We start from the raw sequence: 25,380 nt of genomic DNA on the forward strand, positions 1-25,380 counted from the left end.
TTTGTTGGATTTGTAAGTATAAATGAAGCACCTAAAACACGACATCACTGCCAAAGGTACAGTTTTAAATGAGGCGATGATTAAGAAGTCTACTGTAAATTCAAAACTCCTATCCTATGATTTCCGAACGAACTTTAGCAATTTTTATTAACAAAATTCGTGAGAAACTCGGGGGAACACTTGGGATTTCTGGAATCTCAATTAGCAGCAGATAGAGAACTGTTCATTCTTCTGTTTGGCTAGATATCCTATGAGCAAACGAATGAATAATTCTCTAAAAAGATAACATATTGGAAATGCTGCAAATAGTGAATATGTTCTTGACAGTTCATGAGTAGGAATGCTAATCTTTTTTTAGTCGAAAGCGTTTTACCATAACGTTGATTGTTAAAAATATAACAAGAGAAGAGGTGAGAAAATGATGACGTGCGTTGATTTCAATGAAACCATTCGTCATTCCTGAGCAAGCACTGAAATCTTAGCGTGCTCTAAGTCAGTGTGTAAAGAATCGTTTTCTCACCATATTCTATCAAATAAATAAACAACATATACGGAATTTTCTGTCCCTATTTTTCATTAGGCTATTGCTTCTATTGAAACGCTCTGCAGATTCTGGTTTTTTTCGTGTGTGTTCGAAAAAGTTTCGAACGCACTAGATGTTTATTTAGAATATGTATTTGAGAAAGCATGCTGTCGAGTCGGTATGCTTTTTTCGTGTGTTTTATTAAATAGAGCACTCAGGAAAAGGAATTACCACTCAAGTTATTACTTTATGTGTCAATCAGAATTGCTTTGTTGAATCAATGGACCAATCTATTCTACGATAAAAGGTTATACGTTGAAAAATTAGGAGGAGTTGTTTGTGTTGAGAAAAACAGTTGTGAAATATTTATTATTCCCTTTATGCTTGCTTTTATTACTAGCGGGATGTGGAGGAAAAAAAGCAGCAGATAGTGACAAGAGTGCAGGTTCTGAGAAAAAGGAAGAGCTTCGCATTGCAATTTCAGCGAATCCGCCTTCTCTGGATGCTCAAATTGCAAACTCAAATATTACAGCACAGGTTGGTTACCATATTTTTGAGCCGCTTTTTGCATTGGATAAAAATTATGAACCTCAGCCGGTACTTGCGGATTCTTATGAAGTCAGTGACGATAATAAAGAATACACGATTAAGCTTTTAAAAGGTGTTAAATTTCATAATGATAATGAGATGAAAGCGGATGATGTTGTGGCATCAATGAATCGATGGGTTAAAGATTCCCAAAAAGCCAGTACCTTAATTGGTGGGTCTAAATTTGAGAAAGTGGACGATTACACAGTGAAGATGACCGCAAACGAAGCTTCCACGGACATTATCACAGTACTCGCCAACCCAATCATGTTTGCGGCTATTTATCCAGCCGAAATCGTTGAAGGTGCTGGAGAAAAAGGAGTCAGTGAATACATTGGAACAGGCCCTTATAAGTTAGCAAACTGGAAACAAGACCAATACATCAAACTAGAAAAATTCGATGATTATAAAGTGAAGGATAATGCGACATCTGGTTTAGCAGGTAAAAAGGAAGCGGCTACTAAAAATCTTCTTTTTGAAATTGTAACAGATGCTTCCACTCGAATTGCCGGTGCTAAGAATGGTCAATATGACGTTGTAGAAGAGGTTCCTCAGGATAATTATGAAGAGTTAACGAAAGAACCTAACCTAAAAATGGATATTACCAAAGGTGGGACACTGAACTTGTTCCTGAACACGACAGTAGGGATCATGAAAAATCAGGATATGAGACAGGCTGTGTTAGCAGCGCTTAATATGGATGACATCCTTCTTGCAAGTTATGGAAATAAAAAACTTTATGAAGAGAATCCAGGATGGTTTAGCTCAGAGGATACTCAATGGGGAAGCGATGCAGGAGAAAAATACTACAATCAAAATGATCCAGACAAAGCAAAAGAGCTGCTGAAAAAAGTGGGCTATAATAATGAGAAGTTAGTACTCGTTACAACTCAAGATTATCCAGAGATGTACAACGCAACTTTGGTTGTTCAGGAGCAGCTTAAGAAAGCAGGTATGAATGCGGAAGTTGAAAGCTATGACTTTAGTACTTTTATGGAACACCGTGCTGACCCAAATCAAAACAGCATGTTTATCACAAGTAATAGCTACAATGTTCTTCCGATTCAGCTGACCGTATTAGATAAGACGTGGGCAGGCATGGACAGACCAGAGATTACCGATGGGATCAAAGCCATTCGCTTAGCTGATTCTCAAAAAGATGCCAAAGCCGCCTGGGATGATTTACAAGAATACATCTATGATTATGGCGGAGCAACAGTACTGGGCCACTTTACTGGGCTAAACGCCATCAGCAAAGACGTAGATGGCTATGAGTTTCTACGGTTCCAGATTTTCTGGAATGCGACGGTTTCAAAATAAAATATAGATACGGTGAGCTGCTTTAGCGGCTCGCCGTTTTTTAACAGAAGTATAGTTAAAGGAGTACATTATGTTGTCTTATATAGGAAAACGGATTTTAGCATTGATTCCGGTCTTGTTTATTGTATCGATTATTACTTTTCTGATCGTCTATCTGATACCTGGAGGACCGGCTACTGCTATTTTAGGAATGGAAGCGACCTCTGATCAGATTAATCAGATGAATGCACAGCTAGGGTTTGATCGGCCATTTCTCGTTCAATACGTTGATTGGTTAGGTGGAATTATTAGAGGGAATTGGGGCGAATCATATTTTTTACGACAATCGGTCATTTCTGTGATCGCTGAGTATTTTGGCCCAACACTTAGTTTAGCCATTCTGGCTCAAATTTTTGCGGTTATTATCGCTATGCCCCTCGGAATTTTAGCAGCCTATAGACGGGGAACGGCTATCGACTTAGTAGCCGTATCTGTATCGCTACTAGGCTCAGCTCTTCCTGGATTTTTACTGAGTATGTTTTTAATGCTAGTGTTTAGTGTATATAACCAATGGTTTCCAGTGGCGGGTTATGTCGACCTATCTGCCGGGATAGGCGAATATTTAAACTACTTATTTCTGCCAGCTCTGTCTTTGGGAATCGTACAAGCAGCTTATCTAACTCGGATGATACGATCTTCTTTATTAGATGTTTTGCATAAGAGCTTTATTCAAACCGCTCGTGCAAAAGGACTAAAGGAGAAAAATGTCCTCCTAAGTTATGGGTTAAAAAATGCCGCTCCTGTCATCTTGACTGCTATCGGACAATCGTTTGGAAGTTTGATAACAGGGACGATCGTTACAGAAACATTATTTAACATTCCGGGACTTGGAATGCTCACGATGTCTGCGATTAATCGACGCGATGTTTTTGTGATTCAAGGTGTAGTTCTATTTGTAACTTTATTATATGTACTGATTAATTTATTCGTAGATGTGCTGTATGGATTTGTTGATCCAAGACTTCAGCCAGGGAGAAAGTAGGGGGTGAGAAAGTGTATTTAACAAGAAAAGGTATTTCTGAAGCGGGTATAGCCATCGTCAAAGAACAGAGGCAGCTTCGAAAGGAAAAAATCCTTACAAATCCAGCATTTATCATTGGATTGGCAGGTTTTGTGACAATCTTTTTGGCGGCAATGATCATTCCGATGTTTCATTCGACAGATCCCAATGCCATGGCAGTGACAGAACGGTTCAATGCCCCTAGTCGTGTTCATAAATTCGGCACGGATGAATTTGGAAGAGATATTTTGATCCGCTTGATGTATGGAGCTAGAGTTTCGTTGTGGGTAGGAAGTTCTGTAGCCGCATTTTCATGTGTGATTGGAACAATAATCGGCATCTATTCAAGCTATTTTAAACTATTAGATCATATACTAATGCGGATTTGTGATGCTTTGATTGCGATTCCCGGAATCCTATTAGCAATCTCATTTATTACTGCTTTTGGCACGTCTAGTTGGAATGTAGTCTGGGCGCTGACTATCGTATATACTCCAAGTGTAGCCCGGACAGTTCGGGCCAGTGCGATGGTCATTAAGGAACAGCCTTACATAGAGGCGGCTAAAGTTCAAGGATTCAGCAGTTTCAAAATTCTATGGAAATTAATTTTGCCGGGGGTCATTTCGCCTCTTGTCGTACAAGCTTCATTTATATTTGCACAAGCGATAATCTCTGAGGCCTCCCTGAGTTTCTTAGGCGCGGGAATCCCAGCGCCTGCAGCAAGCTGGGGGAACATGCTGCAAGATAGTAAATTAGTCTTTTCTAAAGCACCGTGGACGATGGTCGCTCCAGGGCTCGCAGTGGTAATCTGTGTTTTGAGCCTGAACCTTTTGGGTGATGGCATTAGAGATTACCTTGATCCAAGAGTAAAAGGAGGCGCAAAAAAATAGTGAAGAAGCAAGTAGTTGAAGAAAAAGAAATATTAGCGATTAATCATCTTCGGGTGAAATTTCCTATTCATAAGAAGTGGCTTCCTGCGGTAGACGAGGTAGATTTAAAAATTCGTGCTGGCGAGATCATCGGTGTAGTTGGGGAATCTGGTTCGGGAAAAAGTGTGATGTCGCAATCCATTTTGCGATTGAGAGATCATGATACAGCCGTAAAATATGAAGGGGAGATTCTCTTTGAGGGTAAGGATTTATTACAGAGTTCGCCTTCGCAGATCAGAGATATTCGAGGGAATGAGATTTCAATTATCTTTCAAGATCCATTAAACTCCCTGAGTCCCGTTCATACTGTTGAAAAACAATTGAGTGAAGTGATCAAGCGACACAAACGGAAATCGAAGGATGAAGCAAAAAAACATAGTATTGAAATGTTACAGTTGACTGGCATTCCTAATCCTGAGGACTGTCTAAAAAAATATCCTTTTGAGCTGTCAGGAGGAATGCAGCAACGAGTAATGATCGCGATGGCGCTTGCCTGCGAACCAAAGCTTCTGATTGCCGATGAACCAACGACCGCACTAGATGTAACAATCCAAAAACAAATTCTAGATTTAATTAGAGACCTGAATGAAAATATGGGAATGTCCGTACTTTTTATTACTCATGATATGGGCGCTGTTTCCAAACTTTGTCATCGTATCAAGGTGATGTATCTCGGTCAGATCGTAGAAGATGCAGTGACGAATGTACTGTTTGAAGCGCCTTTACATCCTTATACAGAGGGGTTGATTTCTTGTATTCCGCATTTGGAAGCTGAACGCGGCACGGCTCTGCCTACAATACCAGGAACTGTCCCTTCGCTCTCAGAGATTCCAAAAGGTTGTCATTTTTGTACGCGATGTAAATATGCAGAGGAGCGCTGTTTTCAAGAACAACCTCCGATGATAGAAGCGCGGCCAGATCATTTTGTAAAGTGTTGGAAATATGAGAAATCAACCGCATTGAGGGAGGAATAACAATGGCGAATAATTTACTAGAAATTAAAAACCTAAGAAAATCTTTTCCAATGCGAGGTCAAAAATCGAGCATTTTTAGTCAAACGGAACAAATGTTGGCAGTTGATAATTTAACCTTTAGCATAAAAGAAGGGGAAACTTATGGATTAGTAGGCGAATCAGGTTGCGGTAAATCGACAACAGGACGGATGATTGTTGGATTGGAGAAACCGAATAGTGGTTCGATTATTTATGAAGGGAAAGACCTGTCTAAACTAAAGGATAAAGAATTTTTCCCGCTGAGAAAAGAGTTGCAGATGGTCTTTCAAAACACGTTGTCGGCATTAAATCCAAGACAGAGAATTGGTAGTATTCTCGAAGATATCTTAAAGATACATGGTGTATCTGATGCCTTTGATCGTCGAGATCAAGCAGTAGAGATATTAGAGAAGGTAGGATTGTCTGAATATCATTATTTCAGGTATCCGCATGAATTGTCTGGCGGACAAGTACAACGACTTGGGATTGCGAGTGCGTTGGTAATCAAGCCCCGATTAATTATTTGTGATGAACCTGTATCGGCGCTTGATGTTTCAATTCAGGCACAGGTCTTGAATACCCTGATGGAGCTGCAGCAAGAACTGCAGCTTAGCTTACTTTTTATTTCTCATGATATCGGTGTTATTCGGTATATTTCTGATCGAATAGGGGTAATGTATCTTGGTACATTAGTAGAAGAGGCAGAAACGGATGAACTCTTTGAAAATCCTCTTCACCCATATACAAAAGGTCTGTTTGCTTCAGTACCAGATCCTTTTATCCAAGAAATAGGATTTTCAGAGTTTAAGGGTGAACAACCAGTCAGAACGAATGATTTTAAAGGGTGTGCATTTTGTAGCAGATGTCCTTATAGGATGGAAAAATGTGCGGAGCAGACACCGGCGTTTCTGGAAATAGCTCCTAATCATAAAGTGGCTTGTCATATGTATGATGGTGTTGAGAGAAATTAGTTATGTAGAAGTAAATGAACCCAAAGGAGAAATTAGTGAAGAAAAGAAAAAATTGGATAGCCATTTTATCAGTACTAGTGGCTCTATCTATTTGTTTAGTTGGTTATTTTTTTGGTCAGGGATCGTATTCGGTCGAACAACGAGAGAGTATAAAATTACGTAAGATTGATATTAGTAAATTTGCAGATACTGATTTAATCAAGTCGTACGGGCAAGAAGTCCATGAAGTAGGAATCTACCAGGATCAGTTGGTCTATTTCAATAATGATAAGCTATGGAAAGTTGATCCGTATTCTAAAAAAGCTGAAACAATTGAGTTAAATGAAATTCCTGAGGATGAAGAGCTTCTATTTTTACCTGAATATAAGGTTGAAGGGGTTTATGAGCATTACGCAGCTGTTAAAGTGATTGGGGATTTTAAGGATAGAGAAACGCTTGGTACGAATGGTTTTACGCAGAAGTATTATTTCGGATTAGTAGATTTGAAGTCTGGGAAACAAATTGGCCAATTTGTTGAGTTTGACAGCAAACACCCCGATGTTGTTTTTGATTCAGGAACTTTTTATATTCAGGGGTATGGTTCTCCAACTGCTGAGCGCTCCAATGAGGAAACAGTCCGCTCGTTTATCTTACAGATTGAGGCTTCATCAAATAAGGTCCAAAAAGTGTTGGAAACGGGTAAAGAATATGAGCGTTTATATCAGCAATATTTTGATATCTATAAACAGAGAGATGAATTATCGCAGGCAGAAGTAAATAGAGAGAAAACGAAGCAAATTTTGACCACCGACACGGGCTATACGATTAAAACGCTGAAAACGAATGAAAAGCAAAGCTATACGTTTCCAGATGAGAAGGTGGATTATGCGGAAGCATACTTTGCGTATTCGGATGAATGGATAATTGAAAAATTATTGACGTATGTGAGTCCTTACTCATCGGCAGAGATGGCCGAAAATCCTGACATGGAATATGAGGATATCACTGTTTATCAGTATTACTTGCGAAACATAAAAATGAATACACGAAAGAAGGTTAACTTTGGCCAGACAGATCCATTCATAGAGGAAGCCAATTTTATTAGAAAAAAGGATTATATTCTATGGAACTCAGGTAGGAAAGTAATAAAAGAAACCGTTAGAGGAAACAAACTATATCAAGATTATTTCGAATTGCCTAAGAATGCAGAGGGAGCGAGAGTGCTAGAAAAAAGCGATGGGACATTTTATGTACTTACTTACGATACCTCGACGGATAAATTATTGATATTCGCGGAAAAGTAGTATTGGGAATATAATCAAAACGTTGATGGAAGAGCTTGCCTTTTATGCTGTTCGTTAAGCAGTAAGGACAAAATAGAAAGAGAACCTGATGCTTTTCTTTATCATTCTACAAGTTTTTTTGCGTAAACGTCACAGGGGTACATGGAACAGTGATTCAGAAAATAGCGGTAGAAATACAAATTTCGTTGTTCATTTTTCTGCCAAATGTCCGTTTCCTCAAAATGGTGGATGGTTTGTTTTTATGTGTCTATCACTATTTTCTGTATGGGCGTTCCAGTGCCCCTTTAATGCCAAATTTTCTGCTCGATAATTTCTAAATTATCAGGATTAAACAAAGTATTTAATCGTGCATTAATCAGGTGTTTCCGACCAGCAAGGTTCTTCGAATAGAAAATTTCTGCCGATGAATAGCTTTTTTGAATCTCTGCTAAGAAAGACTGAGCATCCTTTTTATTCTTGCTGTAACGAGCGGGGACTGCAAAGTAGGCATGTTTAATTTTTAAAAGATACCTGGGATTCTCGATTTCACCCAATGTTTCGCTAACTAAGTTATTAAATAGCTTTTCCTGATGATAGCTGGCAGTAACTTCACAGGAGAAGACAGTCTCATCCCACTTAATTGTTAAGGGAATTTTTTCAGATAGCAGACCTTCATTTATTAGTAACTGATAAATCGTTTGAACTACTTTTTGTTGGATTTGACAAGAATTTCGCCAAAGCCTTCTCTTCTTTTGTTCTTTAAAATAGAACGCTAGATTCCCGCGAAGCAGAGATTGAAAGAAGTTCAGCGATTTTTCTTTTCTATTCTTAAAGGTAGTTGTTTTAACATCCAATTCTTTTTCTGCAGACTGGTTTCGAATAAACAGGGGCATTGCCAAACGAGTTCCTTGCTTTAAAGCATCACTCCATAGTGCAAAATACTTTTCACGTTCCTTAGCTTGATAAAGATTGTGTTGCGTATAGCCGTTTATGGCTTGAATATCCGGAATATCCGGTAATTCAAATCGCTCACTACCCGTTGAAACCAGCGGTACCGTTAGCAAATTTAGGCCTTCGATAAATGATAAACGTTTAAAAATGGAAGCGAAGGAAGGTTGTTCTGCTAACGGAATATTCGGATAGATTACTCCAATATGCCAAATATTCGTCAGCTTTCTTTTTACATCTTTACGTAATCCTCTACCGCGAATCTGCTGGGTTTGTACGTAGGAACCCGCCACGTTCCCCATAATTATGGTGTTAATCGAAGGACAATTCCATCCTTCACCCAACAAACTGACAGTCCCAATTAATAAATTGAGAATTCCAGAATCTAAAAGCTGTGTTGTCAGGGATAATAAACTGCTCTGGTTTTTGTCTGTCATGGTTAGATAAACATAATTGGCTAGATTTTTCTCTTTCTGAAATGCTGAGTAGTTTATGAAGTAATTCTGATAAACCTCCTGACTAATAATGAGGAATTCTCCACAAATAGCAGCTAGAGAAGTTTCAGGTTTAAGCAAGTCCTTGAAAGCTAAAAATGCTGGTGCAACACCATATTCTAAGTAGCCTTCTTTCCCATCTAGAACATCCTTTTTGATATGATCGAATAAAAGCACACCACGCAGCATGCTTCCTAAATAGCTCTCTTCTTTTATAACAATATGCTGGATCGCTTCTTTTACTAAAGGGATGTTTGCTTGATTCGTGCCTTCAAAGTTTGGAAATAGCCTAAGCTTATCGTTGTATAGCCAGCCTGTTTTTGATAAATAGTTAAATATATCTAAGCGTGGATTTTCATGATATAAATATTGATATAAATCGATGATACTGTTTCTTGTTTGTTGAGGAATTTCAAATTTTTTTCGTTTTGTCCCTAAAACCTTCCAGTGATCCCTGCCAATTTGGTAATGCTGCTCATTCAGGTAGAATAGACAACTCAAATAAACGTCAAAATTTTTATAGATAAACGCCGTACAATTCAAAGGCTGTTGAATAAATTCTTGTGCTAACAGATAATCAGTTACTTCTTGATTACAACAAAGCTTAGCTACGATTTGATTTTGATTCTCTAAAAAATCTGAGAATTGTCCCTGTGCTTCATTTGTCACAGGTACTAAGTAGATATAATCATGATAAGGGGCGAGTACCTCTTCTTTTATCAGCTCGGAAACAGAGATTTCTTCATCAATCGCTCCCGTCAATCGAATGTAGTTTTTCCACTCTTTTTGATTCGCGTCGAACGGAGGTGTTGCGGTTAAGGCTAATGTTTGCAAGTCATTCGCATGTTCTCGCAAATGTAGCAAGAGGTCAGACCAACGTTTCTTTAAGTGATGCGATTCATCTAGCACAAGAAAATTAATGCCATATTCTTCAAAGTAACGCTTCCACTCTTTTCCTTTACTAAATAAATCTTGGTAGGTAGTGATAGTAATTTGAGCTGGTTGAAGCAGATTTTCAGATATTTCCCATTGAGGATAATATTCTTGGATCGTATGTCAATCCCGATTTTCAAATGTAATTTTTTGCCGGTGAAAATATGCTAGTTTTTACCGATTTTCTTCCCTTTCTCATCTGTAGGTGCCTGAAGAACATCCTTATCAAGCAAGTAGTCTTTCATGCGATAAGATCTCCCAGTAATTTTGATTAGTTGAGAGTGATGGACCAATCGGTCCAATATGGCATTTGCTAATGTTGGGTCTGAGAATACTGCTCCCCATTTTGATAATGGGATATTCGTTGTAATAATCGTCGATTTCGTTTCATATCTCCTGGTGATTAACTGGAAAAAAAGATTTGCACCAACCTCTGAAATCGGTAAATAACCAATTTCGTCGATAATGAGTAGTTTATATCGGCAGTAATTTTTTATTAATGCTTCATGCCGGTTTTCTTGATAGGCTTTTGTCAATCGCTGAATCAACTCATTACACGTAATAAAATAGGTGCTGATTCGTTGGCGACAAGCTTCCATACCTATCGCCGTTGCTAAATGTGTTTTGCCAACACCGCTGCTGCCGATAAATAAAATGTTCTCTTGCCGTTCCATAAAATGCAGGCTGGATAAGTCCAGCAGTTGCCGTTTGTTTACACTCGGCTGATAGTCAAAGTCAAAATCGGACATCCGTTTTTCATAGGGGAAGTGGGACGTTTTGATATTCATTTTTTCCGCCCGTTGTTTCCTAAACGCTAATTCCCGTTCCGTTAATGAATAAAGAATATCGATTGTGGACAGTTCTTTTGTTTTTTCAGATTCTAAAAAATGAGGGAGATATTCTTTGATCTGATCTAGCTTTAACGTTGTTAGATTATCTAGTAACTCTTGGTATTGTGACATGGTGCCTCCTAATAGAACTCGTCGTAGAGTTTCAAATTTTCTTGAACATAGTGTGCAATTTCTTCATCCGATTTTGACCGATAAATGTCGGACTTTAAAATTTCCTGCATATCATCTGAATGATAATTAAATTTTTTTTGACTTAAAAGGTGTCTTTGAATACATTCGCCGTTATAATGAATAGTAAGTTCGCCGGCAACAGCTTGGAGAGAAACTGTCTTGCCGATATAGCGAACGGGTACAGAGTACTTATTCTTTTGATAAATCACGAGCGATTCTTTGGATACCTTACGAGAGAGGATATCTTGTGTGTAGGTCGTTAGTAATTTCGAATCAAAGGGCAATAAGTGCTCTTTTTCGTGTGCAGTAAATTTCAGTATTGGTGGACCCTCAATTGCTTGAGAAGTTTCTTTGTTAAGCTCTTCATTGAATTCAAAAACAAGATCAATCAAATCCTCCAATGTATCAAATTCGCCATTGTATACTTTTAGTTGCTCGACCGTTCGAGCTAAGGCTTCCACTTTCCCTTTTGTTTGCGGACGATAAGGTCGACAGGCAATTGGTTTAAATCCTGCGTCTTTACTGTATTCATAGAACCTTTGGTTCCAAGTGACCTTTCTAAACTGCGTTCTACTTTGATCAACAACAGTACGCATATTATCAAACCAAATTTCATGAGGAATTCCTTCTGAAGAAAGAAAGGCATTGTTCAAACAACGAAGTAATGTATCTTGTTTTCTGTCTAGCGTTAACTCGATATACTTCCAACGTGAAAAGCCTAGAACATATAAAAATAAATTGATTTGAAACCGTTGACCCGAACGATTGTAAAGGACAAGATCTTCTTTCCAGTCAACTTGTGCAGACAAACCTGGTTGGGTTTCAATTCGGATCGTCGCTTTCTGAATGTGTGTTTTTCGCAATTGGCTGCAGTAATCTCTTAGAATAGAATCCTTCCCTTCGTAACCTTTCTTCTTGATAAAACGATAAATCGCTGAAGCAGAACAGCCTAGTTCAACTTTCTCTTGAATAATTGACCGAAAAGGATCTAATTTGCTTGGCCGTTTTTTCGGTGCAGCTTTCTTTTTAGATAGATTGTTTTCGTAATAACGTTTGACAGTGCGTGGATCACATTCGAACTGTCTAGCTAAATGGGTAAAATTAGGTTTAATATCACTCATAATATAAATTTGAACTCCTTCACGTACATCTGATCGCATAAAATCCTCCTGATTGTTTTTAAACCAGTGTACTAAAAAATGTAAGAAAAACACCATTTTTCTCGTCGGCATTTTCTTACATTCTACTGTCGGGATTCACATCGTATCAATCCACTGCTTTTTCAACAGTAAGGAGGGAACTAAAATTAATGTTTTTCTCTGTATTTTATCAATAATCGTTATCCCTAGGATTGTTTTGCCTGATCCGGGTGGAGCGACAATATGGATACTGTTATTATCCAAATAATTAACTAATTGATCGATTACTCGTTGTTGATAGGTTCTTAACTCGATAGTCGGCACCATTTTTCTCCTCAAAAAGTTTGTTTTTTGCAAGTAGGTTTTTAATTATTTCTCAGCTTATCATAAATTTATTTTAAAAAGAAGAGTGGGGTTCCAGTTTTAGAGGGGGGCGAGACCAACTGTATGAAACGTTTTTTATAGTTTTGCCTCTGAGCAATACATAGATTTCCATGGTATCGTTGTTCCCAGAAGGCTACGAGGTTCACTATATTTAGATATTAAGCTTTTAGACTATCCTCTTATAGTAAAAAAATTTCCGCAACCGTTACACTCATTAACGTTATGTTTTCTTTGGTCGACTTATCTATTTGAACCATTACCTCATGCTCTATCAATCTTGCAGGACAGTATAGCTTATGTTTTGAAATTTTACATTATTGAAAACTCTCCACTGAACCACCATTCAATCATTTTTAGCTAGAATAAACACAGAAAAATGATTGGAGGTAAAAAATGGTTATCAAAAACAAAGCAATAGAAGTAAAAAATTTAGTTAAGACATTTGGTGAGAAACGTGCAGTTGACAAACTTAGTTTTACTGTGGAGAAAGGAACGATATTTGGATTGTTAGGTCATAATGGTGCAGGAAAATCGACGACTATCGACTGTATCTTAGGCACACAAAATTATGATTCCGCAAATATCACCTTGTTAGGCAAAAGAACGAAAAAAGCTCTTTCAATATGTAGGTGTCCAATTTCAAGAATCAGCCTTTCAAAATCAGTTGAAAGTCAAAGAAATCTGTGAAATTACTCATTCTTTATATAAACGGCCAATTGATTGGATGAAAACACTTGATGAATTTGGTCTTTCAACAAAATTGAATGCATTTTTGGCCACATTATCAGGCGGAGAAAAACAAAAGCTATGCATTGTATTAGCGATCATGGGAAATCCAGAGATTATATTTTTAGATGAGCTGACAACGGGACTTGATCCTAAAGCGAGAAGAGAAGTTTGGCGTTACTTACTGATGCTCAAGGAAAGAGGAGTGACTATTTTCCTGACTTCACATTATATGGATGAAGTAGAAACATTATGTGATCATATTTTAGTACTAAAAGATGGTAAAGAAATAGCTAGTGGTACAGTAGCAGAAATCATAGTAGAAAGTAAAAAAGCCAATCTTGAAGAAGCCTTTCTAGGGCTTATTGGGGAGGAATATTGAGATGAAAACATTTTGGTTATTGTATAAATCAGAGGCAAAGCTGTCGATCAGAGAAATGTCTTCTATCATCTTTGGAATATTTGTTCCGATTGGTATTGTTTGTCTTATGGGATTTATGGACTCTAGTAATGATGCGTTGAATACAGCTATTGTATCTGTATCGACAGTAGGGATTTGTTCAGCAGGTGTGATGGGGCTTCCTTTAGCATTATCCTCCTATCGCGAACGAAAAATCTTGAAAAGATATCAAGTAACTCCAATTAGCCCAATTCAATTGCTTTTGGCCCATTTACTTTTTTGTTTTACGATCAGTATTGTATCGATGCTTTTATTATTAGGCGTATTAGTTGTTTTCTTTCATTTTTCTTATGTAGGCAATTGGCTGCAATTTATTCCAGCTTATCTTCTAGTCATGATTTCAATTCATGCTATTGGTTTGATCGTTGCAAGTCTGTCTCCGAGTGAAAAGGCAACGGGTGCTATAAATTCAGCAATATTTTTTCCTATGTTCTTTTTATCAGGAGCGACAGTCCCTTATGAAATTATGCCTAAAGGGTTACAGCGAGTGGCAGATATTATGCCGTTAACGCAAGGAATTAAATTGTTAAAGGCTATTACTTTTCAAGAAAAAAGTGGGATATTTTATATGGTTCTGTTATTAACAATTATTTCCATTATTGGTATTTTCATTGCAGTTCGCTATTTTAGATGGGAATAAAGGCAGTTGCATATAGCTAATTGTTAATGATGCAAAAAAAGAATAGATAAATCTTACTGAGAGAATGATTGAAATAACTATGCTCATTTGTTACACTTATCTCGAAAATAATCGAACCATCTAAAAATGAATGGAGTATGTCTGGTGAGTGTCGCAGGTATCTAATCAATAAGCTGAATAACAAATAAACCTTGGTTTATTTGTTGTGCTTGTAGAAGCGATATCTGTCGGATAATAGGATTTTTGTAATCTTAGACGATAGTATAAAGCTATCGTCTTTTTGGTATTCACTTGGATGGTTGGATTATTTAGACAGGTATCTCTTTGTAAAAATAAATAGTACTTGGAGGAAAATAATGACTACTATTATTAGACATGAAGAAGAAAGAGATTATAGGATTGTAGAAGAAATCACGCGGGACGCATTTTGGAATTTATATTTCCCAGGAGCAGTGGAGCATTTGATTGTACACAACATTAGAAAGCATTCTGATTTTATTCCTGAATTGTCATTTGTTATTGAACTAAACAATCAAATAATCGGTAGTATTTTCTACACAAAAGCTAAAGTGATCGATAAAGACGGTGTTGAACATCCAATTATTACCTTTGGACCAGTTAGTATTTCACCGGAGTATCATCGACAAGGGTTTGGTCGGATGCTAATTGAGCATTCTCTTGTTGAAGCGAAAAGGCTAGGGTTTAATGCGATCATCCTCGGAGGATTTACGTATCATTACCACCCGTATGGATTTGTCGGCACAAAGAAATACAATATATCTATGCCTGATGGTAAATTTTATACTGGCGTTATGGCACTACCTTTATTTGAAGGAGCATTGGATGGGATAAGTGGTAGCGTCCATTTTTCAGAAGCAATGTATCCAGATGAATCATTTTTAGATGATTTTGACAAAACGTTTCCACCAAAAGAAAAGGAATTTTTAGCGCATCAGTTAGATTTTGAAAAGGCAGTAAGTGAAATCGATAATCATGAGTATTAATTGAAATATGGACAATAAATGAATTGCTTTGATAGAGAATTAGCAAAAAGAGTAGAAAGAGATTAAAACATATAAAACGTTCTTTAATTAATGAAAAATAGAGAATGATTCGAAAGTCTCTAAAAAATGAATCAAAATACAAAAGCCGAACGACTTTGCAGCTATCATGAAAGATAGGGCATGGCCGTTCGGCTATTAAAGTTTGACGAAATTTTGTATTTTACATTTCATAGAACGTCAAGCACAAATGGTGATTCTATTTGTTTGCTTCCTCTGCATACTCCTCATAGGATTTCGTTTTATACAGCTCTTCTGTGGAGCGTCCACCGTTTGTAGAAAAGACGCTCGTTGAGTGGTCGCCCAGCTTTTTCTCAATGCTTAATAGCGTGTCCAGCGAATTTTTGTAGCTGATCTGCTCTGTTTTGACTGGATTGAGTCCGCTATGATGATAGAATCTCAGCAAGTCGCCATTGTTGATTTGATCCGAGATGGCGAGCTGCTCGTCGACCTTCTTTTTCACTTCTTTTGCTTCTTCGAAAACTTCTGGCTGGCTAAAGTTTAGCAGTTCTCCGGTTTGATTATCGTAGACGTCGCCTTTGTGATACGAGTAATCCTTCGAAACGAAATTTCCATTGCGGAAGACGACCAATTGTTCTCTGTTTGGCGAAAGTAAATCATTTCCCAGCAGCATCAAATTTTCCGAATCATAGCCGATCATATTTAAAAGTGTCGGCAGCAAGTCAACCTGTCCGCCGTAGGTATGGTTGACAGTTCCTTTGTCTTGTCCGGGGATATGGATGATCAACGGCACTTTTTGCGCTTGCATCGTATCAAAGGTCGTCCAATCCTCTTTGCCGAATAATTCTTTCGTCTTTTTGATTCGAGAATCCGAAATACCGTAATGATCGCCATACAAAACGATCATAGAATTTTCATAGAGTCCGCTGGCTTTTAGATAGTCAAAGAACTCCTTGATGGCAGTATCTGTGTAATTAGCTGTCGCGAAATAGCCATCGATCGTTGAATCTCCAGTATCGACATTTGGGAAGCCGAGTTCCGTGTCGGGCAGCTCAGAAAATGGGTAGTGATTGGAAACCGCGAGAAACTTCGCATAAAAAGGCTGCTGCAGATGTTCCATATATTTGACGGATTGTTGGAAAAAGGGCTTGTCATGCAATCCGTATTGGAAGGAATTTCCATCGTTTATTTTGTAGTAGCTTGAATCAAAAAAATGCTGATAGCCAAATTTTTTATAGGTTTCATTTCGATTCCAAAAGTTTCCGGCATTCCCGTGGAAAGCGGCTGTCGTGTAGCCAAGCTTTTGGTCGAGAAGCGCAGGCGCGGCATTAAATGTATTTTTTCCGCCTAATTGAGAAAAGAGTGCCCCTTGGTTTAGCCCGAACAGTGAATTTTCCAATAAAGTTTCTGCATCACTCGTTTTACCAGCGCCTACTTGATGGTAAAAATTATCGAAGCTGAAGGAGCTGTTATTATGGTATAAGCTGTTAACGAATGGCATCACTTCATGCTCTTCGCCATTTTCGTCCTTCACCTTGTAGTCAATCAGGAATTGATGGGCACTTTCTAAATGGACATAGATGATATTCTTGTCTTTCGCAATTCCAAACGTTTCCGCGTTTGTTTCTTTTGGCTGCTGCCGAAGCTTTTCTACGAGCTTTTCCATATCATTCGGACTCGCTTGAGCGCGAATCTGAGAGACTTCATACGTCTTGACACCATCATAGACAGTATAGGCGTTGATTCCTAAATATTTTACGAGATAGTCTCTGGAGAAGGTTCGAGTTAATAAACCTGGGCGGCTTGTTTCTGCCAAAATAATATTTCCAGATAGAAATAGCAAAGACGCGATCGTCACTGAAAAAGCAAACCTTGCTCGAACTGGGCGAGTGTCGAAGGGCAATTTCTTTAAAAGAAACAAAACAAGCACAACGACACAATCTAGAAAATAGAGCATGTGATGAGGCTTGAAGAGACGGATCGCACTTTCACCAAGACCGTTTGCGACTTTACCAGCCCCTAAAATCGTATCAATAGTCAGAAAATCAGTGAATTCTTGGTAATAGATAACGTTCGCAAACAGCAGGATACTTAGTAATAAATAAATGAGATAGCCGGTAATATAGGCAGGCCGAGTCCGATTGATGAAGAGAAAAATCGACAAAAAAAGCATCGTTGTCGCTATGGGATTGATCAGCAGGATAAATACCTGAAGGGCATTATCCAAGCGCAAATCAAAATCGACAGAATAAGCAAATAAATTTTTTGCCCACAGTAAAATTGTCAGTAATAGGAAAAAGCCGAAGCGTGAATTCAGTTTGTGTTTAGTCAAAACAGACCTCCTAAAAGCTATGTAATTAGTTAATTGTACCGAAGACTGGACAGCTATGTAAAGGTTTTCCTAAGTGAGGTGTGATACTTAAGTAACTTTTATAATTATAATGTATAGAAAATGAGTAGTTTCAATAAAGCCCCGGCGGCATAAGCGAATTTACTCAAGCTTATTTCATCCGATATCGGTATTCGGAATGACAAGAAAATAGTCTTGTGAATGCATATTGTAGAGCCGCAAACGCATAGCTGGTTTCTTCAGCATGAAGCACATGAGAATCCGCAGCTTTGACTTGCGAAACATCAAAAAAATAAGCAGGAAGTCCTTTTGAGACTTTCCTGCTTTCATTCTTCTTTAGCAAAGAAGGGGGGCTGCATTTTTTTACCAGTCTAAGAAACCATGGTGCTGCGGCTATTGTTCGCAAGCACCTTTTTATAAAAGGTAAAGTAGAGAATAGCCGTTATGACAATTCCCGCAAACTCTCCAAGAGGAAAGGCAACCCACGCACCGGATAGCCCCACCCCTTTAATCAGGAGGTACGCTGCGGGGATCGTAATGACAAACTGTCTTACCAACGAAATAAGCAAAGAGCATTTCCCTAGAGAAAGAGCTTCAAAAACGCCAGACATGACAACACTTGCGGTGGATAGGATGAAGGTAAAGGACAAAATCCTAAGCCCCGTCACGCCCATATTTAACATCGTTGGATTTGCGTCAAACATAGATAAGAGCAGTTGAGGACACAAAAGGAAAAGCAAAGTGCCGAGCGTATTTATGATCGCTATCATTTTACCAGCGGTAAATAAGGTGTCGTTTACTCGTTTATTATTTTTTGCGCCATAGTTATAGCTGATAACTGGCCGAATTCCCTGTACTATCCCATTTGCTGGCATTAGAATGAAATTTTGCAGCTTAAAGTAAATGCCAAAGAATGCTACCGCTGTCTGCGAAACAGTAGCCAGTATCGAGTTGGTTGCGGAAATCAGCAGAGATGGCAGGCATAGTGTGAGTGTGGCTGGAATGGCTAACACATAGAGCTGTTTCACTAGGGCACTGCGCAAACGCATTTTTTTCAATGTGACATAAATCTCTTTTTTAGTGTTGAATATCATAAGGACATAGATAAGAGCAGGTATCACCTGACCAATAACTGTGGCAATCGCCGCACCGGTCACACCCATAGCGGGAAATCCCCAAAGACCAAATATCAAAATCGGATCAAGAATGATATTGATGATAGCGCCAGCCGTTGCCATCAACATAGGAAGCAACATTTTCCCAACGGCCTGATACATCTTCTCGATTGCAATCAGAACAAATTGGCCAAATGAAAAAGTCACAGCAATCACGCCATACTGAACGCCATAGTTCAAAATGATTTCATCAGTTGTAAAGAATTTCAAAAAAGCTGGGATAAAGAAAACGCCGATAATAACAAACAATAAAGATTGAAGCAATGCGAGTGTTAGACCCACAGATGCCACAGAAGTTGCGCTGTCACGGTCTTTTGCCCCTAAATACCGAGCACATATCGCATTGATAGCGATACCCATGCCGACAGAAAAGGCCAGTGCCAGCGTTTGAAGGGGATAGATCAATGATACTGCGGTCAATGCTTTTTCACCGAGTTTTGCAACAAATATACTGTCCACAATGTTATACAGCGAACCAATCAGCATGGAGAGCATAGGGGGTAGTGACATTTTAGCAATTAAAGGAAGTATAGGAGAAGTTCCCATGCTATTTTTCAGCGGCTTAACTGCTTGTTCTTGCTTATTTCTCATAGTGAAAAATCCTCCTGAAGATTAATCATTAGACTTTCACTAACCTCTTTGGCATTTCTGAATTTACTCATTCTTGTCGTTAAATTGTTTGAATAATTTACAAGAGAAGAAAGCAGCAATTCCCTTTCCTTACTGTCCATGTCTTCAAAAGCAGCCGTTTCCTCAGCTAAAACCAGATCAACGGTTTGTTCTGCTACTGCGACGCCTTTAGTTGTTAGAGTGATGTATTTGTGTCGTTTCCCGTTGTAGTCGCCAAGTTCTATCAGTCCAGATTTTATCATGTTTTTCAGAGCAGAATGCACGGTCTGCTTAGGCCGATGTATGAAGCTGCTGACAGCTTTCTGTGTGACTTTTTCTTCAGATTGCCGCATGTAATACAGTATCCAAAATGTACATTCGGATAAACCAAAAGCCTTTCCTGCCATTCGATAGAGCTCATCACGGCTGTTAAGAGTAGCATGGAACAAAAATCGAATTTCTTTTGCGTTGTTCATTTTTTACCTCCATATTAGTACGAAATCATACTAAAAAATGTTACTCATTTTTCGTACGGATGTCAATGTTTTTTCTATACTTGACCACTTATTAACTGCAGAATAAGTGGTTGCGATAAATCTAGTTAACTCAAAATATCTTTGATTAGTGAGGTGCAATTTATAAAGATTTGTGTATTTCTTTAAGGCACATAACTGGAACTATAGTCTGCTTGGTGACGTTTTTTTATGCATTGAGGAAGGTGGTTATTAATAGACTGGTAGGGTAAAATTTTCTATTAGAAAGATGTAAGTGAGGGTGAAAGATTATGCAGTATAAGATAGTAAAAAATCTTAATAATCATGTTACGCTAATTAAAGATGAGGAAGAAAAAGATCTTATAATTTTTGGCTACGATGCTATGATCTTACCTTTTTCAATGCTTTCAAATGTGAATCAAGAGATTGCAGTATTTGTAGCAGGATTGAAAATTAAAGACCCTTTGATGGGACTTGGTGAAGATAGTCATTCAAAAGGTAAATTAGAAAAGCACATTGTTAAACCAATCCTGTTGGAATTATTGAAAAATAGCAGTGAGCACAGGGATAGAGTGGTTGATTCGATTCAAGATATAAATAGTTACATGAACTGGCATCTTGGAGAAAAACCATTGAGCGACTAGAGAAGTGTGAATAAAGCAATATTTCACAGGGGCCATCTATTGGACCTGATATTAAAGTATTCCTAAATTATTTAAAAATGGCCTCCAAAATCTCAGAGTAAGATTTTGGAGGCTTGTTTATAAAAAAAGTAATCAGTTCTATAATGTTGTTCCTTTTTCTATCAATTTAGCTGATACTACATTTTCATGTGGAATATAAGTGTCTAAAGAATTAACTGCTATCTCAGCCATCAATGGAATATTTTGATCTATAGAAGTGATAGGGAAGATAGCGTTGTCAGATACAGGGGAATTGTCATACCCGATTATTTCTAAATCTTCTGGTATTTTAACCCCTTTTCGAATGCAGTCTCTCTGAAGCATATTTGCAATATCATCGTTTGAACAAAAAACACCCATTTTTTTATTAGGATATTTTTTAAGGAGATCATCTAAAACTGTAGACATAGTGGTGGATGCTTCTTCAGAATACGGATCGGTCAATTCCTTACGAATAATTGTTTCATGAAGCGTATCCTTTACTGAAAATTCAAAACCTACAATTCGTTTAAAGGAAGGCCAGTCTTCATAGTACCCGTTATTAATATGGACTAATACTTCACATCCATCATTCATTAATTTCTCCCCAGCAAGCTTACCACCTGTGTAATTATCGTTATTGATTTGGCAAAAATCTCCGCCAGCACGCTCAATCGAGATGATAGGAACGTCCAATTGCTCAATGTCCTTGGAATCCAAAATATGACTTAATAAAATGATTCCTTTTACGCGATAAGACTTTAACATATCGATGACATTTAATTCTGCCTCTTTCGTATCTCTTGAGGTATAAACAATAAAACTATAGTCTTTTTCCTCTCCAAATTGAATGAGCTGATTCAGCAATTCTGTATAGAAGCTAAGGTGCAGCTGAGGGAAGATGACTCCTACAAGATTTGACTTGCCTGTCACTAATATTCTGGCAACATTATCTTGACTATAATTTAACTCCTGAATCACTGCTTGTATTTTATCTTTGGTTTTTTGTGATAGCAACTCGGGTTTATTAAAATATCTTGAAACAGTAGTTAGGGAAACACCACTTTTTTCTGCGATTGCCTTTATTCCCACTTTATCCATATTTGTGCAGCCTCTCTTTGTCTGATGGTATACGTAACTCATTAATGCTTCATCTGGAAGCGGATGCAAATGACCATCTAGTTATCATACGGCTATCATACAATGTGGAGTAGATTATTTCAAGCAAGTTATGAAAATATTTTCATTAAAACGCGTCATTAAAATTTCATTATCAAAACTTTTTTAACTAATAAAGTTTACATCATAGGTGGATTTCATTTGGAGAGCTAGGTTTAGTTCAAATATTTTTTATTTGCGATATCATTTTGATATATCAAAGAAAATATTTTTGAAAACGTTTGACATTGATAATTTCATATTTTATACTTACGGCGTAGGGTGATAGAAAGAGCTTACAAAGATGAAAAGGAGGTACTGATTCAACTTAGATTAATTCGGGGCCTTTTTAACACTGCGTATGGATTTATAATGAAAACGGTTTATAAAACGGATTTCAGTATTAGGTTGAGTGTATTGTCGGAATAATTGTTTTTTATTTTGGAATGGTAGAAAAGAAAGGTAGTGGAAAAATGAAAAAGAATAAAAAGAGATTTGGCGTGTTTGCTTTAGCTGCTTTGACATTGGTAAGTACATTAGTACTTTCTGCTTGCGGAAATGGTTCGGGAGGGAAAGAAGCAGGAAAGGACAAGACAATTACAGTCCTTGTAGAAAGTGGAAGTCCTGCTGAAAAGATTGCTAATAGTACTGCTGATGCTTTCAAAAAAGAAACAGGGTATAAGGTTGTGGTTGATTCAGTTCCGTATTCTGGAATGTATGACAAGGTTTCGACAGAAGTGAAATCAAAATCGGCGGCCCATGATGTTGTTTGTCTGGACGTCCTATGGTTATCTGCTTTTGAAAACGCATTAACCCCACTTAATAAATCTGTGGATGATAAAATCACTTCTGATTTCCTTCCGACACTTGAAGAAGGTGGAACATTAAATGATAAGTTGCTAGGTCTCCCAATGTGGATCAATAGTAAGGTACTCATTTACAGGAAAGATCTGTTTGAAGACGAGAAAAATAAATCAGAATTCAACAAGAAATATGGTCATGATTTAAAAGTCCCTACTACTTGGGAAGAATACAAAGAATGCGCGGAATTCTTTACTAAAGATGATATGTATGGAACAGCTGTTTTCGGAATGGCATCGGGAGATACAGTTTGTAGCTTCCTTGATCAAGCGTCACAGGCTGGAGCAAAACCGTTAGTTTTAGGTAAGGAAAATAAAGTATTGGTTGATGAAAAGCCATATGTCGATGCGTTGCAATATCTATGCGATCTTTATAAGAAGGGCTATGCACCTGAAGAAACATTATCAGTTGCATCCACTGAGGCTCAAGAAATGTTTAATAATGGAAAACTTGCGATGCAATTAAACTGGAGCCATCAATATCCGGCTGCTTATGAACTGAATAAGGACAAAGTTGGCGTAGCACCAATGATCGGTGGTTCTGCTGGTGTAGCAGCTACAACAGGACCGTGGTATCAATGTGTGATGAAAAATTCTGAAAACCAAGAGGCAGCAATCGAATATCTGAAATTTATGTATGACAATAACGAGAAATACATGACAGAAGGATCATTGAAGATCGCAGGTAGAACATCTGTATATGAAAAATATGAAACACAAGCGGGCGATGAACATCTTGGAGCTGTATTAGAAACATTAGATAATGAATATTCTCAAAATAGGCCTGCTACTCCTTATTGGACAGAAATTGAAGAAGTGCTGGCTAAAGCTGTTCAGTCAGCGTTATCTGGAAAAGCAACACCTAAAGATGCTCTTAAAGATGCGAAAGTCGAAATTGAGGCCATCATAGAGTAAGACAAGAACAAGGAGGAAAGACCATGCAGTTGATATCCAGAAAAACCGTGCTTGCTTTCTTTTTACCAGGCGCATTATTTATGGGGATTTTTATGATTTACCCGATTTTCAAAATGGCCTTTGACAGTCTATATAGCTTTGATCCAAATGGTATGAAGGAATTTGTTGGTTTTGACAATTATGTTAAAGCTTTTGGTAATGAAAGCTTTTTACAACCGTTAAAGAATACGCTTGTGTACATCTTTATTGCTGTTGTTGTCGAACTAATATTAGGAACGATCCTAGCTTTGATCTTTGAAGAAAACTTTAAAGGAAACAAGATTATCCGCTCCCTTATTTTAACCCCACTAATGATTGCTCCACTAGTAGCTGGTTTGATTTGGAAATTGATGCTGAGTGCCCAGTTTGGAATCATTAATCAACTATTAGTAAACATTGGTATTCTTGAGAATTCGAACCAAATCTTGTGGCTTGCGGATGAAAAATGGTCATTGTTGGCTTGTTGTTTTGCTGATATTTGGTTAACAACCCCGTTTATGATGTTGATGATTCTAGCTGGCCTCCAAGGGCTTGATGGAAGTATGATTGAAGCCGCTACGATCGATGGAGCAAACTGGTGGCAAAAAATTATAAAAATAAAATTGCCAAACATTAAGCCAGTACTATTAACCGCATTATCCATCCGAATTATTGATGCTGCACGAACGTTTGATATTGTTTGGGCGATGACACAGGGCGGCCCAAACAATTCATCTGAACTTATTAGTGTTGTAATCTATAAAACGTTGACCAGATACAACAAAGTTGGGTATGCAAGTGCGATGGCATTAATACTTGTGGTAGTACTCGTTGTGTTTACCCTTGTGTTCATGCAAGGACTATGGAATCCGAAGAAGAAACAATCGGTGTAGGAGGGGATAGCTAATGGAGAAAAAAAGAAGTATTCAAAGTAAGTTACTGATAATTTTGGCGATCGTCTGTGCTGTAGTCTGGCTGTTTCCCTATCTATATTTGATTAGTTCATCCTTCAAGCCGGGCGCTGAGGTTGTTTCTATTCCTGCTAAATTCTTCCCAACAGTTCTTTCTGTGGAAAATTTCACTGGTTTATTTGAACGAATGCCAGCTTTTCATTACATTTTAAATAGTTTTTTAGTAGCTGTTTGCAGTACATTGATTGCAGTAATTTTGGGGGCATTATCTTCTTATGCCATTCAACGTTCAGGAGCCAAGATAGCAACCTTTTTGATTATTGTCGTGTTGTGTTTAAAAATGATTCCAACATCGAGTATTGCGGTCCCAATCTATGAGTTGATTACAAATCTTGGGTTGTACGATACGAGAGTTGCCTTAATTATCGTTTATGCAGCGATAAATATGCCTTTTGTTATGTGGGTCATGCTTGGTTTTTATGAAGGGATTCCAACGAGTATTGACGAAGCAGCTTGTATGGATGGGGCTTCTAGTCTTCAGACATTTATTCGAATCATCTTGCCGATCTGTACACCAGGTTTGGCTACGGCCTTTGTATTTACGCTATTTCTTTCTTGGAATGAATTTTTATTGTCGTTGTTGTTGACTAGTACGGAGGCGAAAACATTTACGGTCGGATTATCCGAATTTTTATCAGCTTATAGTATGGATTTGGGTCCGATGTGTGCGGGCGCTCTGATTTTTAGTTTACCTGTGATGGTTTTGTCAATCGTAGCACAGCGATTCATTGTTCAAGGAATTACTACGGGTTCAGTTAAGAGCTGATGGAAACATA

Annotated in this window: 20 protein-coding genes and 1 pseudogene; 13 read left to right on the plus strand and 8 right to left on the minus strand. The window is 37.9% G+C overall.

Annotation, left to right across the window (positions count from 1 at the left end):
* Positions 1-862 precede the first annotated feature (862 nt).
* The 6 genes from IGI67_RS19980 (at position 863) to IGI67_RS20005 (ending at position 7,645) form a co-directional block, all read left to right on the plus strand.
* Entirely contained in the window at positions 863-2,431 is a 1,569-nt protein-coding gene (locus IGI67_RS19980; protein ID WP_429959002.1) for an ABC transporter substrate-binding protein, read from the plus strand.
* Between the two features lie 70 nt (positions 2,432-2,501).
* Positions 2,502-3,452 (plus strand): ABC transporter permease, encoded by a 951-nt coding sequence (locus IGI67_RS19985; RefSeq protein WP_429959003.1) that lies wholly within the window; start codon positions 2,502-2,504, stop codon positions 3,450-3,452.
* Positions 3,453-3,463: 11 nt separating this feature from the next.
* A complete protein-coding gene (locus IGI67_RS19990) occupies positions 3,464-4,360 on the plus strand; it encodes an ABC transporter permease (protein ID WP_429959004.1) in 897 nt (298 codons plus the stop codon).
* Entirely contained in the window at positions 4,360-5,373 is a 1,014-nt protein-coding gene (locus IGI67_RS19995; RefSeq protein WP_429959005.1) for an ABC transporter ATP-binding protein, read from the plus strand. The genes IGI67_RS19990 and IGI67_RS19995 overlap by 1 nt, the downstream gene beginning before the upstream one ends.
* A 2-nt stretch (positions 5,374-5,375) precedes the next feature.
* On the plus strand, positions 5,376-6,362 hold the full coding sequence (locus IGI67_RS20000) for an ABC transporter ATP-binding protein (protein ID WP_429959006.1): 987 nt from the start codon (positions 5,376-5,378) through the stop codon (positions 6,360-6,362).
* 35 nt (positions 6,363-6,397) lie between these two features.
* Positions 6,398-7,645: a hypothetical protein gene (locus IGI67_RS20005; RefSeq protein WP_429959007.1), complete on the plus strand. Its 1,248-nt coding sequence runs from the start codon at positions 6,398-6,400 to the stop codon at positions 7,643-7,645.
* 284 nt (positions 7,646-7,929) lie between these two features.
* Here IGI67_RS20005 and IGI67_RS20010 read toward each other — a convergent pair whose 3' ends face one another.
* From IGI67_RS20010 to IGI67_RS20025, 4 genes are all read right to left on the minus strand, one after another.
* Complete coding sequence (locus tag IGI67_RS20010; RefSeq protein ID WP_429959815.1) at positions 7,930-10,116, minus strand: DEAD/DEAH box helicase family protein; 2,187 nt, start codon at positions 10,114-10,116, stop codon at positions 7,930-7,932.
* A gap of 50 nt (positions 10,117-10,166) precedes the next feature.
* Positions 10,167-10,961, minus strand: coding sequence for an IS21-like element helper ATPase IstB (gene istB / locus IGI67_RS20015; RefSeq protein ID WP_429956808.1), 795 nt, complete (start codon positions 10,959-10,961; stop codon positions 10,167-10,169).
* Positions 10,962-10,969: 8 nt separating this feature from the next.
* On the minus strand, positions 10,970-12,181 hold the full coding sequence (gene istA / locus IGI67_RS20020; protein WP_429956901.1) for an IS21 family transposase: 1,212 nt from the start codon (positions 12,179-12,181) through the stop codon (positions 10,970-10,972).
* Between the two features lie 96 nt (positions 12,182-12,277).
* On the minus strand, positions 12,278-12,487 hold the full coding sequence (locus IGI67_RS20025; RefSeq protein ID WP_429959008.1) for a DEAD/DEAH box helicase family protein: 210 nt from the start codon (positions 12,485-12,487) through the stop codon (positions 12,278-12,280).
* A 450-nt stretch (positions 12,488-12,937) separates the two neighbouring features.
* Here IGI67_RS20025 and IGI67_RS20030 point away from each other — a divergent pair.
* From IGI67_RS20030 to IGI67_RS20040, 3 genes and pseudogenes are all read left to right on the plus strand, one after another.
* Positions 12,938-13,652, plus strand: a pseudogene (locus tag IGI67_RS20030) (ABC transporter ATP-binding protein).
* 1 nt (position 13,653) lies between these two features.
* Positions 13,654-14,370 carry an ABC transporter permease gene (locus IGI67_RS20035; RefSeq protein WP_429959009.1) on the plus strand — a complete coding sequence of 239 codons (717 nt, stop codon included), beginning with the start codon at positions 13,654-13,656 and terminating at the stop codon, positions 14,368-14,370.
* Positions 14,371-14,726: 356 nt separating this feature from the next.
* A complete protein-coding gene (locus IGI67_RS20040; protein ID WP_429959010.1) occupies positions 14,727-15,374 on the plus strand; it encodes a GNAT family N-acetyltransferase in 648 nt (215 codons plus the stop codon).
* A 256-nt stretch (positions 15,375-15,630) separates the two neighbouring features.
* Here IGI67_RS20040 and IGI67_RS20045 read toward each other — a convergent pair whose 3' ends face one another.
* The 3 genes from IGI67_RS20045 to IGI67_RS20055 form a co-directional block, all read right to left on the minus strand.
* Positions 15,631-17,724 carry an LTA synthase family protein gene (locus tag IGI67_RS20045; RefSeq protein ID WP_429959011.1) on the minus strand — a complete coding sequence of 698 codons (2,094 nt, stop codon included), beginning with the start codon at positions 17,722-17,724 and terminating at the stop codon, positions 15,631-15,633.
* Positions 17,725-18,113: 389 nt separating this feature from the next.
* Positions 18,114-19,508 (minus strand): MATE family efflux transporter, encoded by a 1,395-nt coding sequence (locus tag IGI67_RS20050; RefSeq protein WP_429959012.1) that lies wholly within the window; start codon positions 19,506-19,508, stop codon positions 18,114-18,116.
* A complete protein-coding gene (locus IGI67_RS20055; protein WP_207110383.1) occupies positions 19,505-20,002 on the minus strand; it encodes a MarR family winged helix-turn-helix transcriptional regulator in 498 nt (165 codons plus the stop codon). The genes IGI67_RS20050 and IGI67_RS20055 overlap by 4 nt, the downstream gene beginning before the upstream one ends.
* A gap of 308 nt (positions 20,003-20,310) precedes the next feature.
* Between IGI67_RS20055 and IGI67_RS20060 the strand changes: the two genes are divergently transcribed.
* Positions 20,311-20,664, plus strand: a complete 354-nt coding sequence (locus IGI67_RS20060; protein WP_429959013.1) for a hypothetical protein — start codon at positions 20,311-20,313, stop codon at positions 20,662-20,664.
* A 138-nt stretch (positions 20,665-20,802) separates the two neighbouring features.
* On the opposite strand, the gene IGI67_RS20065 is transcribed toward IGI67_RS20060, so the two are convergent.
* Positions 20,803-21,783 (minus strand): LacI family DNA-binding transcriptional regulator, encoded by a 981-nt coding sequence (locus tag IGI67_RS20065; protein ID WP_429959014.1) that lies wholly within the window; start codon positions 21,781-21,783, stop codon positions 20,803-20,805.
* Positions 21,784-22,313: 530 nt separating this feature from the next.
* Here IGI67_RS20065 and IGI67_RS20070 point away from each other — a divergent pair.
* Genes IGI67_RS20070 through IGI67_RS20080 form a run of 3 tightly spaced genes read left to right on the plus strand, consistent with a single transcriptional unit; the run spans position 22,314 to position 25,370 of the window.
* Positions 22,314-23,615 carry an ABC transporter substrate-binding protein gene (locus tag IGI67_RS20070; RefSeq protein ID WP_429959015.1) on the plus strand — a complete coding sequence of 434 codons (1,302 nt, stop codon included), beginning with the start codon at positions 22,314-22,316 and terminating at the stop codon, positions 23,613-23,615.
* A gap of 23 nt (positions 23,616-23,638) precedes the next feature.
* Positions 23,639-24,526 carry a carbohydrate ABC transporter permease gene (locus IGI67_RS20075; protein ID WP_207107393.1) on the plus strand — a complete coding sequence of 296 codons (888 nt, stop codon included), beginning with the start codon at positions 23,639-23,641 and terminating at the stop codon, positions 24,524-24,526.
* 13 nt (positions 24,527-24,539) lie between these two features.
* Positions 24,540-25,370 carry a carbohydrate ABC transporter permease gene (locus IGI67_RS20080; RefSeq protein WP_429959016.1) on the plus strand — a complete coding sequence of 277 codons (831 nt, stop codon included), beginning with the start codon at positions 24,540-24,542 and terminating at the stop codon, positions 25,368-25,370.
* The last annotated feature ends 10 nt before the right edge of the window (positions 25,371-25,380 follow it).

This window comes from Enterococcus sp. AZ196 (assembly GCF_050498845.1).
Classification (GTDB): domain Bacteria; phylum Bacillota; class Bacilli; order Lactobacillales; family Enterococcaceae; genus Enterococcus_A; species Enterococcus_A murrayae.

Excerpts from the sequence above, each read along its gene's own strand:
- IGI67_RS20065 (WP_429959014.1), bottom strand. The coding sequence starts at position 21,783 with ATGGATAAAGTGGGAATAAAGGCAATCGCAGAAAAAAGTGGTGTTTCC.
- istA (WP_429956901.1), bottom strand. The coding sequence starts at position 12,181 with ATGCGATCAGATGTACGTGAAGGAGTTCAAATTTATATTATGAGTGAT.
- IGI67_RS19985 (WP_429959003.1), top strand. The coding sequence starts at position 2,502 with ATGTTGTCTTATATAGGAAAACGGATTTTAGCATTGATTCCGGTCTTG.
- IGI67_RS20075 (WP_207107393.1), top strand. The coding sequence starts at position 23,639 with ATGCAGTTGATATCCAGAAAAACCGTGCTTGCTTTCTTTTTACCAGGC.
- IGI67_RS20060 (WP_429959013.1), top strand. The coding sequence starts at position 20,311 with ATGCAGTATAAGATAGTAAAAAATCTTAATAATCATGTTACGCTAATT.
- istB (WP_429956808.1), bottom strand. The coding sequence starts at position 10,961 with ATGTCACAATACCAAGAGTTACTAGATAATCTAACAACGTTAAAGCTA.
- IGI67_RS20000 (WP_429959006.1), top strand. The coding sequence starts at position 5,376 with ATGGCGAATAATTTACTAGAAATTAAAAACCTAAGAAAATCTTTTCCA.
- IGI67_RS20040 (WP_429959010.1), top strand. The coding sequence starts at position 14,727 with ATGACTACTATTATTAGACATGAAGAAGAAAGAGATTATAGGATTGTA.
- IGI67_RS20025 (WP_429959008.1), bottom strand. The coding sequence starts at position 12,487 with ATGGTGCCGACTATCGAGTTAAGAACCTATCAACAACGAGTAATCGAT.
- IGI67_RS20080 (WP_429959016.1), top strand. The coding sequence starts at position 24,540 with ATGGAGAAAAAAAGAAGTATTCAAAGTAAGTTACTGATAATTTTGGCG.
- IGI67_RS20050 (WP_429959012.1), bottom strand. The coding sequence starts at position 19,508 with ATGAGAAATAAGCAAGAACAAGCAGTTAAGCCGCTGAAAAATAGCATG.
- IGI67_RS20055 (WP_207110383.1), bottom strand. The coding sequence starts at position 20,002 with ATGAACAACGCAAAAGAAATTCGATTTTTGTTCCATGCTACTCTTAAC.
- IGI67_RS20035 (WP_429959009.1), top strand. The coding sequence starts at position 13,654 with ATGAAAACATTTTGGTTATTGTATAAATCAGAGGCAAAGCTGTCGATC.
- IGI67_RS20070 (WP_429959015.1), top strand. The coding sequence starts at position 22,314 with ATGAAAAAGAATAAAAAGAGATTTGGCGTGTTTGCTTTAGCTGCTTTG.